This is a genomic window from Pseudomonas sp. ASL9 (genome assembly GCF_056680335.1).
Window position 1 is genome coordinate 5,464,889 of record NZ_CM155277.1, and the last position, 20,280, is coordinate 5,485,168.

At 56.7% G+C, this 20,280-nt stretch carries 15 protein-coding genes and 1 pseudogene; 9 read left to right on the forward strand and 7 right to left on the reverse strand.

Annotated elements, in window-relative coordinates:
• Nucleotides 1–106: 106 nt before the first annotated feature.
• The 8 genes and pseudogenes from AC1ME2_RS25220 to AC1ME2_RS25255 all read left to right on the forward strand — a co-directional run bounded on the left by AC1ME2_RS25220 (nt 107) and on the right by AC1ME2_RS25255 (nt 6,580).
• On the forward strand, nt 107–1,315 hold the full coding sequence (locus AC1ME2_RS25220) for an ammonium transporter (RefSeq protein ID WP_480437746.1): 1,209 nt from the start codon (nt 107–109) through the stop codon (nt 1,313–1,315).
• A gap of 91 nt (nt 1,316–1,406) precedes the next feature.
• Nucleotides 1,407–1,643 (forward strand): glutaredoxin family protein, encoded by a 237-nt coding sequence (locus AC1ME2_RS25225; protein WP_480437748.1) that lies wholly within the window; start codon nt 1,407–1,409, stop codon nt 1,641–1,643.
• Between the two features lie 131 nt (nt 1,644–1,774).
• A pseudogene (locus AC1ME2_RS25230) lies at nt 1,775–1,903 on the forward strand (ATP-grasp domain-containing protein); the annotation flags it as partial.
• Nucleotides 1,904–1,999: 96 nt separating this feature from the next.
• Nucleotides 2,000–3,133: a phosphoribosyltransferase domain-containing protein gene (locus tag AC1ME2_RS25235; RefSeq protein WP_480437750.1), complete on the forward strand. Its 1,134-nt coding sequence runs from the start codon at nt 2,000–2,002 to the stop codon at nt 3,131–3,133.
• Entirely contained in the window at nt 3,123–3,881 is a 759-nt protein-coding gene (locus AC1ME2_RS25240; protein ID WP_480437752.1) for an HAD family hydrolase, read from the forward strand. The genes AC1ME2_RS25235 and AC1ME2_RS25240 overlap by 11 nt, the downstream gene beginning before the upstream one ends.
• Nucleotides 3,874–4,971 carry a cysteine protease StiP family protein gene (locus AC1ME2_RS25245; RefSeq protein WP_480437754.1) on the forward strand — a complete coding sequence of 366 codons (1,098 nt, stop codon included), beginning with the start codon at nt 3,874–3,876 and terminating at the stop codon, nt 4,969–4,971. Before AC1ME2_RS25240 ends, AC1ME2_RS25245 begins: the two co-directional genes overlap by 8 nt.
• Before the next feature lie 2 nt (nt 4,972–4,973).
• Nucleotides 4,974–5,918 (forward strand): HpcH/HpaI aldolase/citrate lyase family protein, encoded by a 945-nt coding sequence (locus tag AC1ME2_RS25250; protein ID WP_480437758.1) that lies wholly within the window; start codon nt 4,974–4,976, stop codon nt 5,916–5,918.
• Complete coding sequence (locus tag AC1ME2_RS25255; RefSeq protein ID WP_480437761.1) at nt 5,915–6,580, forward strand: HAD-IB family hydrolase; 666 nt, start codon at nt 5,915–5,917, stop codon at nt 6,578–6,580. Before AC1ME2_RS25250 ends, AC1ME2_RS25255 begins: the two co-directional genes overlap by 4 nt.
• A gap of 196 nt (nt 6,581–6,776) precedes the next feature.
• Here AC1ME2_RS25255 and AC1ME2_RS25260 read toward each other — a convergent pair whose 3' ends face one another.
• The 7 genes from AC1ME2_RS25260 to AC1ME2_RS25290 all read right to left on the reverse strand — a co-directional run bounded on the left by AC1ME2_RS25260 (nt 6,777) and on the right by AC1ME2_RS25290 (nt 12,057).
• Nucleotides 6,777–7,355 (reverse strand): TerD family protein, encoded by a 579-nt coding sequence (locus AC1ME2_RS25260; protein WP_480437764.1) that lies wholly within the window; start codon nt 7,353–7,355, stop codon nt 6,777–6,779.
• Nucleotides 7,356–7,388: 33 nt separating this feature from the next.
• Nucleotides 7,389–7,964: a TerD family protein gene (locus tag AC1ME2_RS25265; RefSeq protein WP_480437767.1), complete on the reverse strand. Its 576-nt coding sequence runs from the start codon at nt 7,962–7,964 to the stop codon at nt 7,389–7,391.
• A 33-nt stretch (nt 7,965–7,997) separates the two neighbouring features.
• Nucleotides 7,998–9,026 carry a TerC/Alx family metal homeostasis membrane protein gene (locus AC1ME2_RS25270; RefSeq protein WP_480437770.1) on the reverse strand — a complete coding sequence of 343 codons (1,029 nt, stop codon included), beginning with the start codon at nt 9,024–9,026 and terminating at the stop codon, nt 7,998–8,000.
• An 11-nt stretch (nt 9,027–9,037) separates the two neighbouring features.
• Entirely contained in the window at nt 9,038–9,487 is a 450-nt protein-coding gene (locus AC1ME2_RS25275; RefSeq protein ID WP_480437773.1) for a tellurite resistance TerB family protein, read from the reverse strand.
• Between the two features lie 51 nt (nt 9,488–9,538).
• Nucleotides 9,539–10,708 carry a TerD family protein gene (locus AC1ME2_RS25280; protein ID WP_480437776.1) on the reverse strand — a complete coding sequence of 390 codons (1,170 nt, stop codon included), beginning with the start codon at nt 10,706–10,708 and terminating at the stop codon, nt 9,539–9,541.
• Nucleotides 10,705–11,298, reverse strand: coding sequence for a TerD family protein (locus tag AC1ME2_RS25285; protein ID WP_480437779.1), 594 nt, complete (start codon nt 11,296–11,298; stop codon nt 10,705–10,707). Before AC1ME2_RS25285 ends, AC1ME2_RS25280 begins: the two co-directional genes overlap by 4 nt.
• 207 nt (nt 11,299–11,505) lie before the next feature.
• Nucleotides 11,506–12,057 carry a DUF1523 family protein gene (locus AC1ME2_RS25290; RefSeq protein ID WP_480437783.1) on the reverse strand — a complete coding sequence of 184 codons (552 nt, stop codon included), beginning with the start codon at nt 12,055–12,057 and terminating at the stop codon, nt 11,506–11,508.
• Between the two features lie 627 nt (nt 12,058–12,684).
• Between AC1ME2_RS25290 and AC1ME2_RS25295 the strand changes: the two genes are divergently transcribed.
• Nucleotides 12,685–20,280 carry an SDR family NAD(P)-dependent oxidoreductase gene (locus AC1ME2_RS25295; protein ID WP_480437786.1) on the forward strand — a complete coding sequence of 2,532 codons (7,596 nt, stop codon included), beginning with the start codon at nt 12,685–12,687 and terminating at the stop codon, nt 20,278–20,280.

Below are 20,280 nucleotides of genomic sequence, written 5' to 3' on the forward strand. Positions count from 1 at the left end.
GGGTCGTGCATTGCAGCTCTCTGCTGATGCGTAGCGCCAGTTCGGTGCGCCTCGGGACGGATTGACCCGCTTTGGTGCTTTTAGACGAATTGCAGGCCTGCCCTTCATGGAAAATTTTCAAAGCGCGGTGGACTCTCTGGTCCAAAGCTCAAATACGTTGTTCATATTGGCTGGCGCGGTGATGGTGTTGGCCATGCACGCCGGCTTTGCTTTTCTTGAAGTCGGTACGGTCCGACACAAGAACCAAGTGAACGCGCTGTCTAAGATCCTAAGCGATTTTGCAGTATCGACACTGGCGTATTTCTTTATAGGTTATTGGATTTCTTACGGGGTGAACTTTTTACAGCCGGCGGCCGTGCTCAGTGCGAATCACGGTTATGGGCTGGTGAAGTTCTTTTTCCTGCTGACCTTTGCGGCGGCGATCCCGGCGATTATCTCTGGCGGTATTGCCGAGCGTGCCCGGTTCGCGCCTCAGTTGTGCGCCACCGTGTTGATTGTGGCCTTCGTTTACCCTTTCTTCGAAGGCATCGTCTGGAATGGCAACTTCGGCCTGCAAGCCTGGTTGCTGGCCAGCTTTGGCGCCAGCTTTCATGATTTTGCCGGCTCCGTCGTCGTCCATGCCATGGGCGGCTGGCTGGCGTTGGCTGCCGTGCTGTTGCTGGGGCCGCGTTACGGGCGATACAGGGAAGGGCGGTTGGTTGCCTATCCACCTTCGAGCATCCCGTTCCTGGCGCTGGGTTCATGGATACTGATCGTTGGCTGGTTCGGCTTCAACGTCATGAGTGCCCAGACCCTGGAAGGTGTCAGCGGTCTGGTGGCGGTCAACTCATTGATGGCCATGGTCGGCGGTACGGTTGCCGCGCTGATTGTGGGGCGTAACGACCCTGGCTTTCTGCACAACGGTCCTCTGGCCGGCCTGGTGGCGATCTGCGCAGGGTCGGATCTGATGCACCCGGTGGGGGCCTTGATCACGGGCGTTATTGCTGGAGCTCTGTTTGTCTGGTGCTTCACTGCGGCCCAGGTGCGCTGGAAAATCGATGACGTGCTGGGTGTCTGGCCTCTACATGGCCTATGCGGCGTCTGGGGCGGGATCGCTTGCGGCGTCTTCGGTCAGGCCGCATTGGGTGGGATTGGCGGTGTCAGTCTCATCAGCCAATTGATCGGCACAGGGCTGGGTGTGGGTGTGGCCTTGGTCGGTGGGTTCCTGGTATACGGCGTACTCAAAATGGTCATTGGATTGCGCTTGAGTCAGGAGCAGGAGTATTACGGTGCCGACCTGTCGATCCACAAGATCGGCTCAGTCAGCCAGGACTAAGGCAGACGGATTCGGGCTCGACGCGGTCATCCGCGTCGGCCTAAAATAAAGCCACTCTTCATCCCCCACACGCCATGTTTAAGGTGTTTTCATGCCTCCTGAATGCCAGTTGTTCGGCACCCTTGGGTGTCATCTGTGCGAAGTGGCCGAAGCCGAACTGCTTCCAATGGTCGAGCATGGTCTGCTGGTCGAGCTGATCGATATCGGCGAAAGCGCTACGCTGGTGGACGATTACGGCCTGCGCATTCCCGTGCTGCGGCGCATCGACACCGGCGCCGAGCTGGACTGGCCGTTCGATGCTGAGCAGGTGGTGGTGTTCCTTCGATAGATGCCCGGATAAACGCCGAGCTGAAACTTCTCCCCCCGTCGTCGTCTGGCGTTAAGTCAGTGGGTCGGCGAATGTCCATTCGTTTTCTGTATGCCTACACGGTTAATCGAATAGCACAGCATGTCCCTCATACCGCCACGAATTTTCCGGGGATTTTCGCTGCCTGCCGTCTCGGCCTGCCAGAACCCGTTACAAATTGGCGCAATTCTGTTCGAGTAAAGGCAATCTCGGCTACTGTGCCAGTAACCCTTTATCACTAAGATGATCACGCTTCAGTGCGGGTGCTGTGTGCAGAAAATGAATGTTGCTTTGTAGGCGTCAGGGTCCCGGTCTGCGCAATTATCAGGATCAAATCGATGGAAATTGCAGGAACCCACACGCCATCGGTGATGAGTGCCGATCTTCTTCGCGGCCGCCTTGATGTAAATGTTGAATCCTCTTCTTTCCCCCCTGAGTCCCTTTTTGGATTTGCGGAACGACGTAATCCCAAGAGGGCGTTCCTTTTTGTATCGCGAGTTCTGGGCCGGCATATACCCGCCCGCCCATCCCTGATGGCGGAAAGTTTCGAGGACCTGGCTGCGAAAATCCCTGAGGGTCTACCGGGCCCAGTATTGGTTATCGGTATGGCGGAAACGGCCGTTGGCCTCGGTGCGGGTGTCCATCGAGCCTATAGCTCGACACGGTCGGACACCCTGTACATCGTCAGTACTCGTCACCCACTGGGCACTGAGCTGTTTGCTCGCTTCGAGGAGGAGCATAGCCACGCCAGTGCTCATCTGGTCCACCTTCCGGCCGACCCGGCTGTCCGTGAAATGATGCTCAACGCTCGTTCTGTGGTGCTGTGCGACGATGAAGCATCGACCGGGAAGACATTCGTCAATCTTCATCAAGCGCTTGTCGATGCTGGGCTGTCGAAGGTGGAGCGTGTTGTCACGTGCGTCCTTACCGACTGGTCGGCGGGATCGATGCGTAACGCAATGGGGCCGGCGGTAGAGCAGGTGTCTTTACTGCAAGGGTCTTACACCTTCACCGAGGATGAGAATGCCCCGTTGCCTGAGATGCCGGATGTCGGCGCAGTGGCGATCGGTGACTGGCCGCTCGTTCCTGCCAACGATTGGGGACGGCTTGGTGTTCGCAGCGTAGAGGACACCCTGGCTCAGGGTCTTCAGATCAAGCCAGGTGAACGCGTTCTGGTTGTAGGGACGAGTGAGTTCGTTTGGCGGCCATTTTTGCTGGCCGAACGACTGGAACAAGCCGGTGCGGATGTGCATTTCAGCTCGACCAGCCGCTCGCCTATTGCTTTGGGGCACGCTATCGAGCATGCGCTGAGCTTCTCGGACAATTACGGATTGGGCATTCCCAACTTCCTCTACAACGTGCGGCCTGGTCAGTTCGATCGCGTCCTCATCTGTGCCGAGACGCCTGCGCACTCTGTGCCCGCCGAGCTGATTCAAGCGCTTGGCGCAGAGGTGATTGTTGATGCGCAATAATCGCCCGCTGGTCTTTGCCGACCTGGATGACACGTTGTTCCAGACAGCTCGCAAAATGCCAGCGGGGGCCGAGCGTCACCCTGCAACGTACGACCTCCGCGGCGAGCCTAATGGTTACATGAGCTCGACGCAGAAGATGTTCCTCGATTGGCTGCTGACCACTGCCGATGTAGTGCCAGTAACGGCACGCAGTGTGGAAGCCTACAGCCGAGTCAGGCTTCCATTCGCCTCCGGGGCGATTTGCTCCCACGGCGGGGTCATCCTTGGTCAAACGGGTGATGTCGATCGAGACTGGCGCGCCCGCATGGCCGAAACCCTAAGCGACTTTCAGACCCGGCTTCCGCACCTGAGTGCCACAACATTGTCCGTCGGGCAGGAACTTGGGTTCTCATTACGCAGTTGGGTTGTGGATGAAGCTGATCTGCTGCACTACGTCGTGACCAAGCACAACGAGTCTGACGATGCCGTGCTGGCCAAGGTATGCGCTGAAGTCCAGGCACGCGGATTGTTGGAGGGCATGCACCTACATGGCAATGGCAACAACCTGGCGTTTCTTCCGAATGGGTTGGCCAAGCGGTTTGCTGTTGAAGAGTGGTTGCGCCGAGATCGAGTTATTCACGGTGAGCGACTGGTGATGGGGCTTGGTGACAGCATTACCGATCTGGGCTTCATGAAGGCTTGCCACTTTTGGGGTACTCCTGCACGCAGCCAGTTGGCCAAAGCGGTGGATGGGCTTATTCATGCATGACGCCATCAGCTCACTGGCAACGGTCGGTAGCGGGAGCTATGAATTGGGCGACGTCCATTTTCTGCTCAAGTCGGTGAATATTGAAGCGACCGACGTCCACGAAAAGGAACGTCTGATCCAGTCTCAACTCAAGCACTACTCTGAAATGATTAGCCACGAGAGTGCTCCTACTTCCCTGCATAAGGCCTTGTACGAGAAAGCTCTGCTGCAAAACGGCGCACGCATGGCGGGTGACGTCCAGGCATTGGCGCTGGCATTGAAGGGTGTGTACCCCGGCCCGACCATTGCTCTGGTCTCCTTTGTGCGAGCGGGGTTGCCACTGGGTGTGCTGCTACGCCGCGCTTTGCTGGATCAGGGCCGTGATGTGCACCATTACGGCATCAGCATCGTGCGCGACCGTGGCATCGACATGGCAGCCCTTGAGGCGATCATCCACGCCCACGGAGCCGAGAACATTGTCTTCGTTGACGGTTGGACGGGGAAAGGCGCCATTTCTGGCGAAATTCGTCGCAGTCTCGCCGGTGACGCACGCTTCCCTGATGATCCTCGATTGGTTGTTCTTGCCGATCCTTGTGGGCGGGCGTGGCTGGCAGCGTCTGCAGAAGATTGGGTCATCCCATCGGGGATTTTGGGTGCCACGGTGTCTGGTCTTGTCTCCAGATCAATCTGGCCGACTGATGGCGGGCTGCATGGCTGCGTTGTGTATGACCACCTGCACGCCCATGACGTCACCCGACCCTTCATTGAAGCGATCAACGATCTGCGCAAGAACGTTGATGTGGCACTCGCAGCATCGCCCTGGACATCCTCAGAGCAGAGCGCCCTGCAGGTCGCAGCGGCCGTCGTGGTGGACAGGCTCGCCCAACGATTCGATATCTCCAATCTAAATCGAGTGAAACCCGGGATTGCCGAGGCGACCCGGGCAGTACTTCGCCGTGTCCCTGACCATGTGCTGGTCCGGGATCGCAGTGACCAAGACGTGCAACTGTTATTGCACCTCACGGAGCGAGCGGGTGTTTCGGTTGAAGAGGTGGGAAGCGACCTAGGTCCCTACAGGGCGGTGACCATCATCCGGCGTGTGAGCGAGTGAAAATGATCTCTGCTTACGCCCTTGGCGCAACCCTCTACATGCCAGCAACACGCAGTGACATCCTGAATGTTGTGTTCCGCGAGAAGCTCCCCGATCTGCGTTCGCTGGTTGTTTGCCTTGAAGATGCAGTCGCGGACATTGACGTCGATCAGGCGCTTCAAAATCTGCATGTATTGCTTAGCCGTATCCACGAACGAGGAGGGCTGCCGGTAAATGCCCCGCTGCTTTTTGTCCGTCCGCGTGACGCTGAAATGGCGGCGATTCTCAACGACTGGCCTTTGATGCAGCACGTGAACGGTTTTGTTGTTCCCAAGTTGACGATGGGCAACCTGTTCGCGTGGGAGAGCGCCGTTACCAATCCCTCCATGCTCTTGATGCCAACCCTGGAGACGACTGATGTTTTCAACCCGAGCGCGATGGTCGAGCTTGGCCAGGCCCTGCATGAGTCCCTTCACAAGCGGATCATCGCCTTACGAATCGGTGGCAACGACTTAATGGGGTGTCTTGGCCTGCGCCGGAATCCGGTGACGACGCTTTACGCAACGCCCATGGGTTATGTCATCCCTATGCTTACGGGGGTTATGGGCTCCCTGGGCTTTGCGCTGACCGCCCCGGTTTTTGAGCAGTTGGCCACTCCGCAATTGCTCCGAGAGGAGTTGGGGTTGGATATCGCTCACGGATTGGTCGGGAAAACGGCCATTCATCCCAGCCAGATTACCCTTATTCAGGACGCCCTTCGTGTATCCCTTGAAGACCTGAACAGCGCTCGCTTGATCTGTAGCGATGTGGCTCCTGCGGTGTTCAAATACAACGATGTCATGTGTGAACCCGCGACCCACTACAAGTGGGCAACAAACATTTTGGAGCGTGCCGAATGGCATGGCGTCATGCCGCAGGTGAGCAGCGCCAGTGAAAGCCCTGTTCGGTGGGCTGAGTGTGTCAGATGAGCAGAGTCGTCGTTGCAGAAGATCACGGTTCGAATCGGAAGGTGTTATCGGTCTTTGACTTCGATGGCACGCTGACGCGGCATGACAGCTTTGTCCCTTTTCTGCGTTTTGCGTTCGGGCGAAGAGCGTTTGCGATGCGTCTGGCCAAATTGACGCTTTCAAGTCTGCTGTACGTTGGTCGGCGCATTTCTCGTGATGAGTTGAAAGCCAGGCTCGTGCGCGCGTTTCTCACGGGTGTTCAAACTGCGTGGGTTCAAACGAAGGCCGATGAATTTTGCACCCAGTTCTGGCCCCGGCTCATGCGGCCTGCTGGCTTGCACTGTGTGGCCATGGAAATCAGCGCTGGCGCGACAGTGACACTGTGCTCCGCTTCTCCGGCGTTAGTGCTGCAACCCTTCGCCAATCGACTTGGAGTGAGCTTGATAGCCACAGAGTTGGAGGAGGTGGACGGTTTTCTGACGGGCAACATTTTGGGAAACAACTGTCGGTGTGTGTTCAAGGTTATGCGCCTGGAGGAGAAGTACGGCCCATTAACCGCATTCAGAGTGCGAGCGTGGGGAGACACGAAGGGAGACCAAGAATTGCTCGCGGCCGCCCAGGATGCGCACTGGCGACAGTTCCACCCGGCTTGGCGCCGAGGACGTACCAAGCTCGGAAAATAACAAAAAATCATGATCGTTCCGGGTGGGTGTCTGAATATAAGCACGTCGGTTATCCGCATGGATCACGACTCGTGATGCCCTCATCTTTGGTCAATACGGAGACTTGCCGCAGCGCGCACCATTCACTGAGGCCCAGCTGACGCGGGTCGTGGCGGTGCTCGATGCGGCGAAGCCGAGCAGTATTTATCCGTTAGAGTCAGCCGATACTCACGCCATGCGCTTCAGCCAGTGGTTTCAATCCACCAACGAACCCTTGGCCAATGGCCTTGAACTTGAACGCCTCACCGCTGCGATACAGCTCACCAAAAATCATGGCGGTTTCGCTGGAGGCATCTTCAGACAGGTCGTAGCGAGCCAACTCTTTGCCATCGGCTTTGTTTACAACGCGAATATAGGCATTGGACACCTGACCAAAGCTTTGCTTACGTGCTTCAGCATCATGGATGGTGACTGCGAACACCAGCTTCTTGACTGCGGCAGCTAGACCATTGAGCTTAATGGTGGCTTGCTCGTCATCACCGTCGCCAGTACCTGAGCGGTTATCGCCCATGTGTTCGACTGAACCGTCGACCGTTTTTTTGTTGTTGTAGAAGATGAAACTCGCGTCGTCGAGCACTTTGCCACTTTCACCCACAATAAAAATGGAGGCGTCCAGGTCGAACTCTGTTCCGTCAGTGATGCGAGGATCCCAACCCAGACCCACGATGACTTCCGTTAGGCCTGGAGCCTCTTTGGAAAGCGAAACATTACCGCCTTTCTGCAGACTGACAGCCATGATTGAATCCTTGTGCTGATGCGTTTGAATAAATCAGAAATTCATGCCGTAGGAGTTGGCCAATGCTTTCAGGCCGCCGGCATAACCTTGACCCACTGCGCGGAACTTCCATTCACCATTGCTGCGGTACAACTCGGCGAAAACCATCGCGGTCTCGGTAGAGGCGTCTTCAGCCAGGTCATAGCGAACGATCTCGGCACCGGACAGCTCGTTGACGATACGGATGAAGGCTCCACCTACCTGGCCGAAGTTCTGTTTGCGTATCTCAGCGTCATGGATGGTAACGATGAACACCAACTTGTCGACGTCGACGGGTACACTGCTCAGGTCGACTTTGATGCTTTCGTCATCGCCATCACCGGCACCGGTACGGTTGTCTCCGGTGTGCTCAACCGAACCATCTGTTGATGTTGTTTGGTTGTAAAAAATGAAATCCGCTTCACTGCGAACTTTACCGCTTGCACCCACCAGCATCGCGCTGGCATCCAAGTCGAACTCCGTGCCATCGGTAGCACGAGGGTCCCAGCCAAGGCCAACCACAATCTTCGTCAACGACGGGTCGGTTTTGGAGAGGGAAAGATTGCCACCTTTTTGAAGTGTCAGTGCCATCGAGTTAATACTCCTTGTGGTAAGTGTTTTTGCTTAAGTTTTTTCAGGCTCTTCTTTGCCTGGGAACATCAGACTTGCAACGACACCGATTGCCAACACGACCATTACGATCAGGAGGCTGGTGTTGGGGTCGATGGTATAACCATGGTGGAACAGGTGATTGGTCGCGTTCAGGCCGAGTTTCGCGGCGATGAAGAACAGCAATGCAATGACCGATTTTTCCAGGTGAACGAGGTAACGTTTTAAGGCTTCGAGGACGAAGTACATGGTCCGCAGACCTAATATCGCAAACAGCATGGCCGAATAGACGATCAAGGGTTCGCGACTCACCGCAATAACGGCAGGCACCGAGTCGAACGCAAACAGGACATCGGAGATTTCAGTCACGACAACACACAAAAACAGTGGCGTGGCGAACAGCGCGCCTTTACCCACTAAGGTCATGCCTTTGTTTTCCGGCTTTTTAAGTTCGGTTTCCAACTCGGTACGGCGTACGAAGAATCGGTCGCCCTGCAACTTCGGCCACACAGGGAACAGTTTTTTGGCAAAGCGATAAGCATTGTGTTGGGAGTAATCCACTTCCTCCTCGTTATCACCGCCCGCTCTGAGCATCATGACTGCGGTCCAGGCCACAATCAGAGCAAACACCACCTCGACCCATGGGCCGAACGCAAGCAGGCCTGTGCCTATGGCAACAAAGATCAAACGGAATACGATGGCGCCCATAATGCCCCAATAGAGGACGCGGTGACGCAAACTGTCGGGGATTTTGAACCAGGCGAAAATAGCCATGAAGACGAACAGATTGTCCACACTCAAGACTTTTTCCAGTGCATAACCCGTCACGAACAGGGTCGCAATGTTTGGACCATGTTCGACGTAAAGGAAACCGGCAAAACCTAGCGATATTAATATCCAGAACACTGACCAGGCCGAGGCGTTGAGCAATGTAACGGGCTTGTTGCCGCGATGGGTCAGCATGTCGATGAGCATGGCACTGAGGGCCAACCCGACAAAAACCGCCATCGTCAGCGGGGGGAATCCAAGACTTGTAGTTTCCACGGTACCGTCCCTTAAAGATCGAAATTAGCCGGATTCAAACCCAGTTCATTACAAATGAGACGGCACATAGCCTGTTCCTTCTCGTCAAAACTACCGTCTGCTCCGCCGATTGCGCAGCAGACGCGGACCAGCAGGCGCGCGGCATCCTCTTTTTTACGAATTTTACCGATCGTTTTCAGCGCTTCTGCTTTGCCGATCTGGTAATCAAATTCAAACTTTGAACAAACATCCTGAAACGAATTGATGACATCCTTCAGGTCAAACACTTTCAGCTCCTGAGAGTTCTGGATATAACCGATCATCTTCAGTTTTTCTTCTGCACTGATATCGCCGTCGGCAGCAGAGACCAATGCACAGCCTGCGACAACCGCATCCAGAAACTCGCGGTTCTTGAATTTAGTGACTTCAGACGCGAGCTTGTCGCGGGCTGTTGCAGCATTAGTTTTCAACCAGCCAAGCATGACTATTTCCCTCAGAAGGCGAGGCTGAGCCAGCCTCGCAAGTAACATTGGTTATTTAGAACCGGCTGCCCAGCGCATGCCCCAGCCGTAGACCTTGTCCATCGCACTGTGGCCTTTGTGAAAATCCACACACCGGGTGACTTTGACGGCACCGTTTTCATTTTCGAGCAGCGCGATCGCGCACATCCCGTAGCGACCTCCTTCCTCGTTGAGGCGCACCTCAATCGGTGGTTGGTTCGGGATGGAGATGACCACGACACCGCCGGTTTCCTTCCAGTTTGGTGCGCCTTCGTAAATGAAGGCGTACACCAGAATGCGGCGCATCGCTTTCCACTGTTTGCCATTGATGTGCAGCCATTCGCCGTCGCTGACTGAGCCAGTGCGGTCATCGCCCATCAGTTGAATGAAAGGCTCACTGCCGAGACTGCCAAAAGAATTACCCAGCGCCTGAACCGCGCCTTTCTGGCCATTTTGCAATTCGTACAGACACCCCACATCAAGGTCGATAGCGCTACTTTTCTTCGAAAAAAACCCGCCACCAGGGGGCGCGTGATTCCAGTTCAGGTTGACTTTTATTTCGCCGAAATCACCACTGCCTTTTTCCAGGCTGATCGTCGATCGCGACTTGTCCAGAGTGATTTTGCTGAGGCTGACACTCGATTTTACGGAGGCTGGCGGCGCTGCCGGGGGAGGGGCGAAAACAGAAGTAGGCGTTGGGGCTGTGATCTCGACACCAAAGTTCTTGGCCAAAGGTTCCAGCCCACCCGCGAAACCTTGGGCTACGCAGCGAAACTTCCAGGCCCCCTGGCGACGATAAAACTCACCCAGAATCAGGGCGGTTTCTTTCATTCCGCTCGTTGGGATGACGACATCTACTCCACCGGTCACGCTTAGCGACAGATGTGACACGCTGTCAAAACTGGCTTTGTTTTCATAGAGGGTTGCGGTCAGCGCGATTTTCTCAACCACAAGGTCGAGACGGCTCAGGTCGAGCATAAAAACCGCGCGCCCGGACGAGGTGTCAGTTAGTTGCACTGCGCCCCCGTTAACGCTCTTCTGACCGTAAAAGCACATGTCCTGATCGCCGCGGACCTTACCGGTCGCATCGAGAACAAATGCCGAAAAATCGATGTCGGCAACCGACACTGCAGAGTAGTTAACCTCAACCGTCAACTGCCCTGTGGTCACTGACGTATTGGCACCAGGACCCAGATTGATCATGCGCACACCGCCCTGACGGCCAGATCGACGAGATCGTCAGCCGTGCGGCCGTTGGTTACCTCGCCAATAGCTGTGAAGATCCAGCCTGCGTCGGTGCGCGCAAGGCAGCCCATCACGATACCGGTATGGCGACCTTTCTCAGACAGGTTGAAGCGCGCCAGTTCTTTGTTGTTTCCGGCATCGACGATACGGCAGGTGGCGTTTTCGACCTTTTCAAAAGTCTGCCCAGTGAAGGAGTTCACCGTAAACACCAGAAACTTTGCCGCAGCCGGCAATTTGTCCAGTTTGACGTTGATGGTTTCATCATCGCCGTCTCCTTCGCCGGTACGGTTGTCGCCCGAGTGGGTAATCGAACCGTCTCTGGATTGGAGTTGACGGAACCACACCAGATCCATGGGCTTTTTGCTGGCGTCAAGCATGATGCAGGAAGCATCGAGATCGATTTCGTCACTGCCACCGCCCAGTAAACGCGCCATAAAGCCGCGAGTTTTCACGGGGTCCCAGCCCAAGCCGAGGCTGACATTTTTAAGGCTGCTGCCAGCGGTTTTTTCAAGAGAGATGGATTGGTTTTTTGCCAGCGTAAGTGTCATTTTTTGCGCTCCTTGTTCTCAAGTTGCTTGCATGCAGTGTTGCTTGGGAGTGTGTGTAAGGTCGCTGAATTGGGTCGCCACGAGTCTTGATCGAGCAATGCAGAATCCCCCAGCGAAGAACAGCTCTCGCGACTGACCTTTACCTTTCCGAATAACAAACCTCATCAATTCCATTTGCAGCCGATGAGGCTCCGAAGTTCACGCCCGCTACGAGTGTTTCGGAACCATGACCCGCGAATGGCGGCGTCGCAAAATCCCCCTGACAACCATGGCGAGCACTAGCGTTATCAGTGTAAGAGCGGTGAAGAAAAGGGTATTGAAGACGGGGAATGGCTCGGCTCTACTGTTCGTAGGCTCAATCGAGGTAATGTTTGGAAAAACCGAAAATATCTGGATACGCCAACCATAGGAGCGGATGAGAGACAATTGTTGGGAGTCGCGAGAGTAGCCTTGGGCTTTGGCTTGCACGTCGGCAGCATCAAATTTGAAATACCACGGAAAACTCAATCCCGTGTCCTCATTGCGATACACCACCACTTTTTTAGTGTCCGGGTTTTCGGTATTGATGAAGTAGACGTCCCGGGTAGGTCCATTGGACGTGTTCTCTGCGTTGATCACTCCATCAGCGTCCATACGCTTCACTTCAACACCCGTGACCAAGACGATGTCATGCTGCGGCAGTACGTAGTAAATCCCTAGCGCACCAACGCCGACCACTACAAACACAGCCCACGTCACGATCCGCTTAAGCCACTTCATGCTTTTCTTCCTGATTAATTTGCAAAGACTGCGCTATTTTTAATTCGGAGGCTTATCAAGTTTGTTGCAAGATTAGACAGGCAAGGAGTTTGGAAACATTAGGCATTGGTTTTCCACGGGGCAAACAAAGTGCCTTGAGTCACGCGAAGGATTAATGCCCTGTGTTTAAAGTCTTGACGGTCAGATTTAAAAAATCATTACAAGATGATACGAGAGTGCTGGCTTTCGCGTAGCGAAATAACCGTTAAAAAGTACGGGGATAGTAGGCGCTATAGTCGTATCGTGTGCGCTGGCGTGTGATAGGGGTATGGGTTGCATCGCGAATTTTCAAGGTCGGTAGCGAAATGCCCCCGCACTAATCACGCAGAGCTTGGCGTGGGTAAATGCAAGTGTTTCAGGGATTCCTCCTGCCTCGCAAGCAGCGTATCATTGCCGGCCAAAATGGTTTGAAGCATTTCAGATCATAAGGGGATGGGTGTTGGTTTTGTTTGTTACTCACTACTGTTTGGTTTTGACAGTTCGGTTTTATAAAAGATTGATATCTTCGATACTTGCCTTGATTGACAACACTTGTTTTTGCCCGAAGCATCGTGTTGCACGGGGGTATTTAAAGGAATGTGTTACAAGATGCATAGAAAAGTTGCAGTCATTGGATCTTCATTTCGCTTTCCTGGCGCCACGCGAGCCAATTTTTGGCAAAGTATGCTGGACGGGCGTAATTTCATTACCCATGTTGAGTCGTCCCGGTGGGTCCAGGAAGAATTCCTGCATCCAGACAAAGCTAACGGCGGAACCTCTTATACATTTGCTGCGGGTTCGCTGGGGGATGTCTCTACATTCGACGCCGGGTTCTTCAACATTTCTCCGCGTGAAGCCGCGATCATGGACCCACAACAACGCTTGTTACTGGAGCTGAGCTGGGAGGTGTTCGAAAACGCCGGTGTAAAACCTTCACATCTGCGTGGCAGCAATTGCGGGGTGTACCTGGGGATTGCCAGTGTCGATCATGCTTATCGCCTGGCCGACGACATGTCTGCCATCGATGCTGCCACGGCTACGGGTAATACCTCGAGTATTGCTGCCAACCGGCTGTCCTATTTTTTCGACCTGCACGGTCCGAGCATGGTCATCGACACGGCTTGTTCTTCTTCGCTCATCGCTTTTCACCAGGCATGCCAGGCTATCCAGAATGGTGATATCGACCACGCCATTACCGGTGGTATCAGCCTGCACCTGCATCCGTTCGGGTTTCTGATTTTTTCAAAGGCATCCATGCTTTCCCGGACGGGCCAGTGCCACGTGTTCGATGAGTCCAGCGATGGCTACGTGCGTTCGGAAGGGGGCGGCCTGTTCTATCTCAAGGATTACGACCAGGCAGTTGCCGATGGCAATCAAATACTGGCTGTTGTAGCGGGTAGTGCGGTCAATACCGATGGTCGCAAGTCAAGTCTGACCCTGCCGAACGCCGATGCTCAGATCGCCTTGATGAAACAGGCTTACGCCAAAGCAGGCATCGCACCGGGTGAGATTGATTACCTGGAAGCACACGGCACGGGTACTGCGGTCGGCGATCCGATCGAGGCGCGTGCCATCGGCGAAGCGCTTGGCCAGTTTCGGTCAGCAGATCGGCCGCTGCTGATGGGTTCGATCAAAAGCAACATGGGTCACCTGGAAGCAGCTTCAGGCGTCGCGGGCCTTATGAAGGCTCTTTTCTGTATCGTTGAGCGTCAGGTGCCTGCCACCATAGGCATCGAGAACCTGAACCCTGCTATTCCCTTTGCGGATCTCAATCTCAAGGTGGTCACTGAAAACCAGCCGCTCAAGCCTAGCGGCAAACTCGTGGTGGGAATCAACTCGTTCGGTTTCGGCGGGGCAAACGCCCATGTCATCCTGCAAAGTAACGAAGCTCAGCCGATGACTGATGCTCTGATACCACGCGAGAGAGCGGTGCCATTGATGATCACCGCCAAGGAGGGACAGGGATTGGCCGCCATGGCCGAGTGTGTCGCTGAACATTTGGCCGAACACCCGCATGTCAGCCTATACGATACCGCTTACCATGCCTTGTTCCGCCGTGATCTACATCCCCAACGGGTCGTGGTGATGAGTGCCGATGCGCAGCAGGCGGCCCAGGCGCTGGTAGATTTCGCGGCGGATCCTGCGGTCAGCGGGTTGGCTTCGGTGGTGGAAAGCGGACGCTCGCTGGATCAAGCCAACGGCCCGGTATTTGTCTTCTCCGGTAACGGTTCGCAATGGACTGGCATGGGTCGTTCACTGCTGGCCAATCCCGATTTTGTTGCCGCCGTGGCGGAGGTTGATGCGATTTTCCAACCGCTGGCCGGCTACTCCTTGCGCGCTGAATTGGCGCTGGAGAATGGCGACAGTCGTTATCACTTGACTGAAATCGCCCAGCCAGCACTGTTTGCGTTGCAGGTGGGGGTGACCCGTCTGCTGGAGCAACGCGGCATCCGGCCCGTCGCAGTGATGGGTCATAGTGTCGGTGAGGTCGCTGCAGCCTGGGCCAGTGGGGCGCTGAGCCTGCATGATGCGACTCATGTCATCTACCATCGCAGCCGTTTGCAAGGCCTGACCAGCGGAACCGGGCAGATGGCCGCCGTCGGTCTGTCGGGAGTCGACACGAGTGAACTGCTGAGCCAGCTCAACCTTGACCGTGAGTTGGTGGTCGCGGGTGAGAACAGCTTCAAGGGCGCTACGGTAGCGGGCTCGGTAGCTGCCCTGGAGCGCTTCGAGAACGTGTTGGGCGAGCGCCAGATTTTCGTGCGTCGACTGGACCTGAACTACGCGTTCCATTCGCCGGCGATGAACGTCATCTGTGAGCGAGTCAACCAGGCGCTGAGCCACATCATCCCGGTCGCTGGCCGTATCCCGCTTTATTCGACCGTGACGGGGGGCTTGCTCGCCGGAGAGCGTCTGGACGCCGAATACTGGTGGCAGAACATCCGTCACCCTGTGTTGTTCCAGTCCGCCAGCGAAGCGCTGGTGGAGCATGGCTACAACGTGTTCGTCGAAGTCGGCCCGCATCCAATCCTGCGCACCTATGTGGCCGATGCGTTATCGCGTCAGGACATGCAGGGTGTGGTTATCCCAACGTTGCTGCGCCGCGATGAAAGCCAGGTATTGATTGAGCGAACAGTGGCCAGGCTGATGATCGCTGGCATCGAACCCGCCCCGCTGTCCCTGTTTCCGCAACCAGGGCGTTTCGTACAGTTGCCCAATTACGCCTGGCAGCGTGAGCGGCACTGGCATACGGTGACGGCCGAGTCAGCAGGCACCTTGCATCGCGAGCGCGTGCATCCACTGTTGGGGTACACCCTGGCGGACCTGCCCCTGACGTGGGAGAACCGCCTGGACACCCAGTTGTTTCCAAGCCTGGGCGACCACAAGGTCGGTGATGCGGTGCTGTTTCCTGGGGCGGGCTTTGTCGAGCTGGCCCTGGCGGCTGCGTTGCACTATCAACCCGGTGCGTTCGTTGACATCGAAGCGCTGGAAATCCACAGCCCGTTGTTGCTAGGCCCGGACAGCACCAAGAAAGTCCGCGTCAGCATTGACGATGCTGATGGCACGCTGAGCATCAGCTCGCGTGGCGTCGGCCAGGTTGAGGCCTGGGTGAAGCATGTTGTCGCCCGACTGCCCGGCGAGGCACGCGGTACGCTGCTCGGCATCCAGGCCCCTGTGTTGCCGCAACGCGCACCGGACTTCACTGCAGAAACTCATCTGGCGCTGACCCACAGGGTTGGCCTTGACTATGGACCTGCCTATCAAACGGTCGAGGACGGTTGGATAGACGAAAACCGGATACTGGCTCGCCTGAGCGTGCCGGTTTCGATCAACGCCGAACTGCCTGCCCTGCACCTGCACCCGGCCATGCTGGATGGTGCGTTCCAGCTGATTGCGCATGTATTGAGCCAGGACGGCCGCGACCATAAGGGCCTGGCATTCATTCCGGTTAAGCTGGGGCGAATCGCTTTCGCTGCCGGCAGTCAGCCTCCCTGCCTGGTTGAGGTGCGCCTGGTACGTCGTTCCAAGCATTCCCTGTTGGTCGACTTCATCCTGTATGACGCCCAGGGCCACGCCATTATCCGGATTAAAGATGCACGTTTCCGCGGCGTGCGCCTGAACCGGGATCGTTCCGGTGATTTGAAGCTGGTTCGTTTCGAAGGTGTCGCCAAGCCGTATCCGGCGCTGCCTACTGCTCGACTTCAGGCCGAGTCGACATTGGCCCACGTCTTGCGCGGCAAGATGGCGAGTGTGGCGCAAAATCCGATTTTGTCGCGCTATGTCAACGAGGTCGATCCGCTGCTCGACCACCTTTGCAGCCGTTTTGTGCAGGACCTTATCGTCGGTCTCGGCGGTGAGCTGAGCGTGGATCAGCGCGCCGCCTGGAGCGCGGAGATTCCGGCACTGGCCCGCTATCTGGATCGGCTTATCCAGCAAGGGCTCGACGACGAAAGTCTGATCGTCGTCGGCGAAAACGCCTGGCGCATTAACGAACCGGTTGAAAGCCTGAGTGTGCAAGCGATTTGGCAAGAGCTGTTCTATAGCTACCCGGAACACTTCCAGATTATTCACTCGGCCGGCCGGGTGGGTACTCATCTGCTGGCGCTGCTCAAGGGTGAAATCACCCTCGCCGAGTTGTTGCCCAGAGAAACCTCTGCGGCCAATCTGGCTCGACAGGTGCTCGCTGCCCCTGGATATCACGCTTTGGTGGGTGCGCTTAAACAGCATATTGACCAACGCCTGGCCGTGTTACCCGCCGGTCAGCGCCTGCGCATCCTGGAACTGGGTTTCGACGGCGCGCCATTTGCGGCCAAGCTCTGCGCGGGTCTGGATTTCGACCGGATCGATTACCAATACTGCGCACAGAATCTGGATCAGGCTGAGCTCATGCGCGCCGATTTTCCGGACATCGAAATGCTCACCCTGAGTGATGCAGAACACACCGCAGCATGGCCAGGCAATCGGTTTGATCTGGTGCTGGCCCCCACTGATCTGGCACCGCTGGAAGCGGTCAGCCGTGGTCTGCGGCATGCAGTGGAGCGCTTGAATATCCGGGGCGAAGTGCTGTTGCTGGCGCAGTATCCCGCGCGCTGGGCCGATTTCATTTTTGGTGCCGAACCGTCCTGGTGGCTGGCCGCTCCTGAACAGCAGGCGTTGTCGGCTCAGCAGCGTCCGGGTTTCTGGCAGCAGGAACTACGGCGTCATGGGTTACAGGCTTGCGAACCTATGGCGTTCATGCCGGGTGCTTACTGTGGCAGTTACCTGTTGCTGGGAAGCGCCGACGCAGAGGCATCGATTGAGGCACCCGAGACGCTGGCGGCACAGCGTTGGCTGCTGCTGACCTCTGACGTCGGCCCCGAGTCTTCGCTGGCACACGCCTTGGCGACGGCCCTGCAAGCCTCCGGGCAGCAGGTCGATTTTTTCACACCTGGCTCCGCGTCAGAGTTGGCCTGCGAACTGATCCGGCGTCCAACCGCGCCGGACCATATCCTGCATATGGCGGGCCTGTTTTCCAGCGACGGGCTCGACGCTCAAGGCCAGCGCTGCCTGCTGGCCGCCGCGATTACCCAGGCCTGTGAAACCCACAACCTCAAGCCCGATTGCTGGCTGCTGACGTCGGGCGCGGCAACCCATTTGTTGCCTGCGGACCTACCGATGCCTGGCAACGTTGACGCGATTGCAGATGCCGCCTTGTGGGGCTTCGGCCGTACGCTGGCTAACGAGTCCGTCAGTTGCCGGATCCGCTTGCTCGACCTGGCACCCGGCGCGACAGTTGAAGCGCTGGTGAAGGCACTGCTGCACGCCGATCAAGAAACCGAACTGGCCATTAGCGCCGAAGGCGAACGCTACGTGCCACGCTTGCGTGTGCAGTCGAGCGAGACGCTGGACCGCGCCGAGCGGTCGGGGGCAGAGCAGGGGGCCGCTCAGGTACGGCTTGGCTTCGAGCTCCCTGGGCAGTTGCGCAACGTGCGTTGGGAGGTACAGACCCCTCAGGTGCCGGCCAGCGATCAGCTGGATATTGAAGTGCGGGCCACGGGTTTGAACTTTCGCGATGTCATGTTCGCCCTTGGCCTGCTGTCCGACGAGGCGATCGAGAATGGCTTCTCCGGACCTACACTGGGCTTCGAATTCGCCGGTGTGGTGCGTGGCAAGGGCCTTGATGTCGACGGTGATTTTCAGCCGGGTGATCGGGTGGTTGGCTTCGGTCCGTCGAGTTTCGCCAACCGGCTGGTCACCAATGCGAATGCCGTGGCGCGCATTCCTGAAGGAATGTCGTTCGAAGCAGCGGCCACGATTCCTAGCACCTTCTTCACTGTCTATTACGCCATCCACCATCTGGCACGACTGGAGCCCGGTGAGAAGATCCTCATACACGGTGCCGCAGGTGGCGTCGGTATTGCTGCGATCCAAATCGCAAAATGGTGTGGCGCTGAAATCTATGCCACCGCCGGCAGCGATGAGAAGCGCGACTTCCTGCATTTGCTGGGTGTCGAGCATGTGTTTGACTCGCGGTCGCTGGCATTCGCCGACGACATCCTCGCCATCACCGAGGGCCGGGGTGTCGATGTGGTGCTCAATTCCTTGGCCGGTGAAGCGATCAATCGCAACCTCGGTGTGCTCAAACCGTTCGGGCGTTTCCTGGAGTTGGGCAAACGCGATTTCTATCAAAATACCAAAATCGGGCTGCGTCCGTTTCGCAACAACATCAGCTATTTCGGTATCGATGCCGATCAGTTGATGAGTGAGCGTCCGGAACTTACCCGCCGTCTGTTCGCGCAGATGATGGCGCTGTTCAACGAGGGCGTGCTGAGCCCGTTGCCGTACCGTGAGTTCGATGCCAATGAAGTGATCGAAGCCTTCCGCTATATGCAGCAGGCGCGGCAAATCGGCAAGATCGTGGTCACGTACCGCAACCCGATCCATCACCTGTACACCGCGCCAGCCAGTCAACAAAATAGCCTCCAGCTCAAGGCCGGAGGAACCTACCTGGTCACTGGCGGGCTCGGCGGTTTTGGCCTGCGCACAGCGCAGTGGCTGGTAGAAAAGGGCGCTCGCCATTTAGTGCTGTTGGGGCGTCGCGGTGCCGCCACTCCCGATGTGCAACCCACTCTGAAGGCCTGGCGCGAACAAGGCATCGATGTGCAGGCGCTGGCCTGTGACATCACGGTCCGGGCCCAACTTGAAGCCGTGTTTGCCCACATCGAACAGGGGGAATATCCACTGCACGGTGTTGTGCATGCGGCCACCGTCATCGAAGACGGCCTGATCCGTAGCCTTGATGCAGCACAACTGCAAAGAGTGCTGGAGCCCAAGGCCAAGGGCGCGCAATACCTGGATGCGTTGACCAGACCTCTGCAACTGGACTTTTTCGTCCTGTTTTCTTCGGCCACCACGTTATTTGGCAATCCTGGCCAGGCCAGCTATGTGGCGGCTAATCATTGGCTCGAGGCCCTCGCTCGTCAGCGGCTGGCGTTGGGGCTTCCGGCCACCAGTGTGCTGTGGGGAGCCATCGACGACGCCGGATTCCTGGCCCGAAACCAGAACATCAAGGACTCGCTACAGGGGCGTATGGGCGGCGCTGCTCTCAAGGCTCAGGTTGCGCTGGATGTACTGGAAAAACTGCTGATCCAAAAACGTTCCGGGCAGGGTGTACTGGAGCTTGAGTGGAAAGCGTTGGCGCGGTTTCTGCCCACCGCGATGGAGCCCAAGTTCATCGAACTGGCAAGGCTGCATGGTGGCGAGCAGGACGAGGAAAGCGATGTAAGAGACATTCAGCGGCTGCTGGAGGAAATGAACGACGAAGAGCTTTCTGAACGCTTCGCGGAAATGCTCAAGCAGGAAATCAGCGAGATATTGCGTTTGCCGACCAATAAACTGGATGTTCAGCGTCCTTTGCAGGAGTTGGGGCTGGACTCGCTGATGAGTGTCGAACTGGTGGTGGCCGTTGAAGAGCGCTTCGGTATTCGCTTGCCGGTCATGGAACTGAGCGAAACCTCAAGCATCAACAAGCTGACGGCGCGCATTCTGGAATTGCTGCGAAGCAACGTCGACAAGGGGGCACCGGACCAGGCTGCAAGTGACAGGCAGGCATTGGCCGAGGGCACATTGGCTCGCCATGGCTCGGCGTTTACCGCCGAAGAAATTGCGCAGATGAGCCGTGAGCTCGACAGCCCCGACACCCTCACCACTCGTTTGATCAATTGA

Coding starts and splice junctions, on each gene's coding strand:
- AC1ME2_RS25245 (WP_480437754.1), top strand. CDS start 3,874: ATGCATGACGCCATCAGCTCACTGGCAACGGTCGGTAGCGGGAGCTAT.
- AC1ME2_RS25250 (WP_480437758.1), top strand. CDS start 4,974: ATGATCTCTGCTTACGCCCTTGGCGCAACCCTCTACATGCCAGCAACA.
- AC1ME2_RS25280 (WP_480437776.1), bottom strand. CDS start 10,708: ATGATCAATCTGGGTCCTGGTGCCAATACGTCAGTGACCACAGGGCAG.
- AC1ME2_RS25285 (WP_480437779.1), bottom strand. CDS start 11,298: ATGACACTTACGCTGGCAAAAAACCAATCCATCTCTCTTGAAAAAACC.
- AC1ME2_RS25240 (WP_480437752.1), top strand. CDS start 3,123: ATGCGCAATAATCGCCCGCTGGTCTTTGCCGACCTGGATGACACGTTG.
- AC1ME2_RS25295 (WP_480437786.1), top strand. CDS start 12,685: ATGCATAGAAAAGTTGCAGTCATTGGATCTTCATTTCGCTTTCCTGGC.
- AC1ME2_RS25260 (WP_480437764.1), bottom strand. CDS start 7,355: ATGGCTGTCAGTCTGCAGAAAGGCGGTAATGTTTCGCTTTCCAAAGAG.
- AC1ME2_RS25225 (WP_480437748.1), top strand. CDS start 1,407: ATGCCTCCTGAATGCCAGTTGTTCGGCACCCTTGGGTGTCATCTGTGC.
- AC1ME2_RS25235 (WP_480437750.1), top strand. CDS start 2,000: ATGGAAATTGCAGGAACCCACACGCCATCGGTGATGAGTGCCGATCTT.
- AC1ME2_RS25220 (WP_480437746.1), top strand. CDS start 107: ATGGAAAATTTTCAAAGCGCGGTGGACTCTCTGGTCCAAAGCTCAAAT.
- AC1ME2_RS25290 (WP_480437783.1), bottom strand. CDS start 12,057: ATGAAGTGGCTTAAGCGGATCGTGACGTGGGCTGTGTTTGTAGTGGTC.
- AC1ME2_RS25265 (WP_480437767.1), bottom strand. CDS start 7,964: ATGGCACTGACACTTCAAAAAGGTGGCAATCTTTCCCTCTCCAAAACC.
- AC1ME2_RS25275 (WP_480437773.1), bottom strand. CDS start 9,487: ATGCTTGGCTGGTTGAAAACTAATGCTGCAACAGCCCGCGACAAGCTC.
- AC1ME2_RS25255 (WP_480437761.1), top strand. CDS start 5,915: ATGAGCAGAGTCGTCGTTGCAGAAGATCACGGTTCGAATCGGAAGGTG.